The sequence below is a fragment of the Bradyrhizobium sp. genome (assembly GCF_019242285.1).
Lineage (GTDB): Bacteria > Pseudomonadota > Alphaproteobacteria > Rhizobiales > Xanthobacteraceae > Bradyrhizobium.
The window spans coordinates 1-4,950 of record NZ_JAFAVV010000977.1 but is presented as its reverse complement, the minus strand read 5'-3'; the positions used below and the strand labels follow the sequence as shown (position 1 = coordinate 4,950).

At 64.0% G+C, this 4,950-nt stretch carries 4 protein-coding genes and 1 pseudogene; all 5 read right to left on the bottom strand.

Going from position 1 to position 4,950, the window contains the following annotated elements:
- Positions 1–64: 64 nt before the first annotated feature.
- Positions 65–1,648 (bottom strand): glycosyltransferase family 39 protein, encoded by a 1,584-nt coding sequence (locus JOY90_RS39875; RefSeq protein ID WP_291696564.1) that lies wholly within the window; start codon positions 1,646–1,648, stop codon positions 65–67.
- Between the two features lie 1,083 nt (positions 1,649–2,731).
- Complete coding sequence (locus tag JOY90_RS39870; RefSeq protein ID WP_291696563.1) at positions 2,732–3,457, bottom strand: arylmalonate decarboxylase; 726 nt, start codon at positions 3,455–3,457, stop codon at positions 2,732–2,734.
- 11 nt (positions 3,458–3,468) lie between these two features.
- Entirely contained in the window at positions 3,469–4,383 is a 915-nt protein-coding gene (locus JOY90_RS39865; RefSeq protein ID WP_291696562.1) for an ABC transporter substrate-binding protein, read from the bottom strand.
- A gap of 39 nt (positions 4,384–4,422) precedes the next feature.
- Entirely contained in the window at positions 4,423–4,728 is a 306-nt protein-coding gene (locus JOY90_RS39860) for a putative quinol monooxygenase (protein ID WP_291696561.1), read from the bottom strand.
- Positions 4,729–4,850: 122 nt separating this feature from the next.
- Positions 4,851–4,950 (bottom strand): annotated as a pseudogene (locus JOY90_RS39855) (transcriptional regulator); the annotation flags it as partial.

Sequence of the window (4,950 nt, the reverse complement as noted above, 5' to 3'; positions counted from 1 at the left end):
TCGACCTCCCCCTTTCAGGGAGAGGTGAAAGCCACCACTGTGCTCAAATGCGGTTGCACGGCCCTCAATGCGGATGGGCGGCCGCGAACGGATCGTTCGGGGACGGCGACAGCACCGGCTTCCAGTCCGTCAGCTTCTGAAAGACATAGGTGTCGTACACGACCCCACGCCAGGTCAGGTCGATCTCGCCGGCGGGTTGCAGCCTCGCACTGGTCTTCGACAGAATCGCCGCCTCCGGATCATCCCTGGGCGCGACGTAGAGCCCGACCGGACCTTCGAGCGCAGGCTCGGCAAATCCGGTGAAGCGACGGCGCTCGTTGACCTGGACGACCGGCACGCCGACATGCCGCAAGTGCCATCTCAATTGAGAATAGATCCGGTAGTCCGTCGTCGCGAACCATCCGGCGCCGACCGCGTTCCGCGACGCGTCGGCGGCTGCGGCCACGGCGGCAAAACCGGCCTCCTTGCCGATTGGATCGTTCTTCTTCAGGACATTCGCCGTTCCCCAGATGTAGTAGATCTGCACGGCGGTCACGAAGGCGACGCCGGTCACGAGCGCAACGGCCAGCAAGGAAGGCGCGATCCGCGCCAGTGGCGACGGCTGCGACAGCTTCCGCATCTCATTCAGGTTGATCGCGGTACAGGCAAACGCCATCGGCCAGACGAAGAGCGGCCAGCTATCGCCGATGCGCGCCGTGAGACCGTGCCGGACGAAGAAGGCGAGCGGAAACAGCACCGCCGTCGAGAGCAGGATCGAGACCGGCTCCCGGTCCCGATATCCGCGTACCGCGACCATCGCGGTGGCTACCAGGACGATCGGCAGCAACAGGATGCCGATCAGGCCGAATTGCTGGCCGACGAAATCGAGCAGGAATCGCGCCGACCAGTCCTTCACCTGGGGCGGGCGGTCGAGCTGAAACCTGAACGAGGCCCAGTCGTGCATCGCATTCCAGTACAGCACGGGAGAGAACACCAGCACGGCGATGCCCAGGCCGAGCCAGAAATGGCGGCTCGCGATCTGCTCTCTGCGCCAAGGGGGAATCAGCACGAAGGCTGTGACGGCGGGAACGAGCAGAACGGCGGTGTACTTCGCCAGCAGCGCGAGCCCTCCGGCAAATCCGGCGGCCAGCCACCATCGATGATCGTTCGATTGCGCCAGTCGAACCAGCGACCAGCACATCGCGAGCTCGCAGGGTATGAGACCGACATCCGGGGTGATCTTCGCCATCCCGAGCCCATAGGCGAGCGTGGCCTCCGTCATCAGCACCGCGGCCGCCACGCAGCGAAGGTTGCGCGTCACCCGCCATGCGATGCCGCCCAGCAGCAATTGCATCAGCAACATCGCCAACAGACCGGGAAATCGCACGCCAAAATTCGTGTCCCCGAAAATCGACGTGCTCAGCCGGATCAGCCAGGCGACCATCGGCGGATGATCGAGATAGGAGATCACGTTCTGCTTCGACCAGGTCCAGTAATAGGCCTCGTCCACCCGCAGATCGATGGTCGTGACGAACATGTAGCGCATGATCGACGACGCGACGATCGTCGCGGCACAGACGGAAAGCAGGGTGACGCCGAGCGTCGCCGCTCGCTCGGACAGGCGGGGGAGGCCCCGGCCCGTGGTCAGCTCTGTTCCGGCTTCGATCATCGGGAGCAGCTCATGTCCATTCGATACGACGTGTCGCCCTCCTCGCGGACGAGGCGCGAACGCTTCGCCAAGGCGGGCCTACGCAAAGGGGACCTGAGTGATCCGATCGTGCGACGGGTAGCCCGGTGAGGTTTGGCCCCGGTGGTCGGCGCAAAAGCCACAAAACACGCGGCCAGGGGAATCGATCCGTCGACGAGCGGACATGCACGACCTCTGGAAATGCAGGGAGGAATTGGGCGGAGACGACAAAACGACGGACAAGATAGCGGGAATCTTGCCGATAAGCCATTGCCGCCCGATGTGGCGTCGAAATGTCTCCTGCTCAAATCTCGTCGGGCGAATCAGTCCGAGTGAACCGCGTGTCGCGCCTCCCAACCCATCGAAAGCGTGACGCGACCGCATGCGCAGAAACCGAAATTTTGCCAGCACATTCAAGCGAATGCAGGTCGCGGGGTCCATCAGCCCGAATTTTCCTCTTTCTTTTTTTCGGAATTCGTGTATTTTCCCTGCATCCCGTCTCCACCAGGGGGGCGTATCGCGATCGTCACGGACGTTGGAGGCGGGATGCGGTGGACGTGCTGATGCTGCGAGACGAGCAGCATGGCGCGGACTGCGAAGGCGTGTGGTCCTGATTCCCCGACGCTGGGATCAAGCTCGCGAGGTGATGAACTCGCGAGCGATGGTGGCAAGAAAGCCCGGTCACCAGGGAGAGCGCGCTATAAGCGTTAAAACCATCGCGCAGGGAATGCCGGATGTCCCGGCTGAACCTGTGGTAACTGCCGCCTGCGTTTCTTGTTGCAGGCGGGCCATGGGTGAGGCCAGCACCCGGCATTCCCTGCGCCCTCTGTTGTCGGAGGGTCCCGATGACGCAAGACCCGGACGCCCCAAGCGCCGCGGGAATGCGGATCTGTATCCTCCCGGCTCTTTGAAACCGTCCATCTCAATCACTCTGCGCCGAAGCCGTAGGGTGGGCCAAGCGGCCGCGAGCACAAAGCATGCCGCGCAAAGACAGAAGCGTGCCCACCATTCGAAGCGATGCTGTTGGGCCGATGGTCGGCACGACGCTTCGCGTCTTAGCCCACCCTATCGATCACTCGACAACAGACGGCCATAGGCTTCGACACCGGCCCCAACGCCGTTCGATCGCAGCAGATGCCACACCATGCTTTGATTGCTGGTCAGCACCGGCACGCCCGACACTCGTTCGAGCTCCGCAATGACAGGCGCGGATTTGATCGCGGTGCAACTGACCAGGCACGCGTCCGCGCGCGAGCTGATCCGGTCGCTTGCCCAGGCCAGGATCGCCGCCGGCGTCAGCCGTGCCATCTCGGCATTCGTGTCAATCCCGAGATTGGCGCTCCTCTCGACCTGAAAGCCGTTGGCTTCGAGGAAACCGATCTCGCGGGCGTGAACGTCGTCGATGTAGGGCGTCAACAGCGACACGCGTTTGGCCTTCAGGTGCGCCAGTCCCGCCAGGATCGCGTCGGCGGTGGTGAAGCAGGCAATGCCCGATGCAGACCGGATGCGCCGGCAGATATCACCGGCAAGCTCCGGCGCGAACGTCGACACCGCCGTGCAGTGAAACACGATGACGTCGACCTCGGCATCCGCAAGCAGCCGCGAGGCGATCTCGAGCTGCTCCAGCATCTGCATCAGTTCGGGCCTGGAGCTGCCCTTCAGCGCAAGCCGCGTCACCAGCATCGACACGTCGCGCGGCAGCATGGCGCGGATCTCGGGCTCGGCCACCGAGTTGCCGGAAGGGATCAGCATGCCGGCGCGAAGCCGGCTGCCATAGTCGATTTCCGCCATCGCCACGATCGTCAAGCCTTCCCGGCCAGCTTGCGTTGCGCCTGATGCAGATAGGAGCGGTTAATGTAGGCCGAAGCCGTCGACTTGACGCGGTTGGGCACCGCGCGGATCAGCGAGCTGATCTCGATCAGCGCCTGCACGGCATCGTCATTCGCGTCCCCGTCAGGCGGAAATATCTCGTCCCTGGTGTATTCGTCCCAGGCGCGCAATGCGTAGTCTTCGCTGATCCCGGTCTCCGCCATGGCGATCGGCGTGACGCCGGCGCGGTTGTCGAACAACCAGCGATGCGCGCGCACGAACGCGCGCATGAACCGCTGCATGACGTCTTCATTCGCCCGGGCCCAGCGGCCGTCGACGTTCAGCGACGTGAACTGGAAGTAAGGCACCTCGTCGCGCGGCTCGCACAGGCTCGGATAGCCCAGGTCGACCGCGATGTAGTTCAGCGGTGCGCCCTGCAGGCCGGCGTCGATCTCGCCGGACTGCAGCATCTCCCACCGCGCCAGGATCGGGCCAACCGCGCGCATCCGGTAATCGCGCGGATATTCCAGCCCGCGCGCGGCGAGCAGCTTCATCACCAGCGACGAGCTGCCGGCCTCGATCGAGGAAACGCCGACCGTCCTGCCGCGCAGGTCCTCGAACGTCCGGACGTTCTTTCCGGCGATCAGCGAGAACGGCAGGCGGTTGACATTGCCGCCAACGATCTCCAGGAAGCCGCCGCGCTCGCTGTCCAGGATCACGTGCTCGGTGATCCCGTAGCCGATCTGGGCGCGGCCGTCGCGCAGGCGGTTCGTCACCTCGTCGACGCCTTCATAGAGCTCGATCGCGACGTCGAGGCCTTCGTCGGCGAGCAGGCCGCGGTGCTTCGCGATCCAGATCGGCATGTTGAAATAGTTGCGCGAGACCGCCGTGAACGTCAGCTTCTGCATCGGCATGATCCCTTCGCTTTGGCGAGCTTCCGCGCCGCGCTAGGTGCCCGGTTTCATCGAAATCTCGGTCGATGTCACCAGCGTCACCTCGCCGTCGAGCAGCGGCTTTGCGATCGCGAAAAAGCGCGCGACTGCATCCGAATTGTTGTGACGATCCATCGCCGCCCGGTCGACGAACCGCTCATAGGTGGTGAACACGCCCGGATTCAGCACGTCCTGCGAGATGAAGAAGCCGATCGTCGTCGGCTCGTTGTCGCGGACATTCTCGGCCACGTCGAGCAGCGCCTGGCGCAGCGCGGCCTCCTGGCCCTTCTTCGCTCGAATGATCGCGGTAATCGTCAACATGCGGTACTCCACCTCGCAAGACACCCGTCCCGGCTTTCCTCAGTCTGTCCGGTCGGGCCGCCCTGAGCAACCGCCCGCCGGGAATGACGACATGCGTTGCACGAGACCGTGCGCCCGGGCGCGTCGAGCACCTTGGCGTTATTCGGGGACTTGTACTCGACATGGCCGCGGGCGAACCAGATCAGCGCAGCCTGCATCCGGCAGGGATGGCGCCAAAAAGAA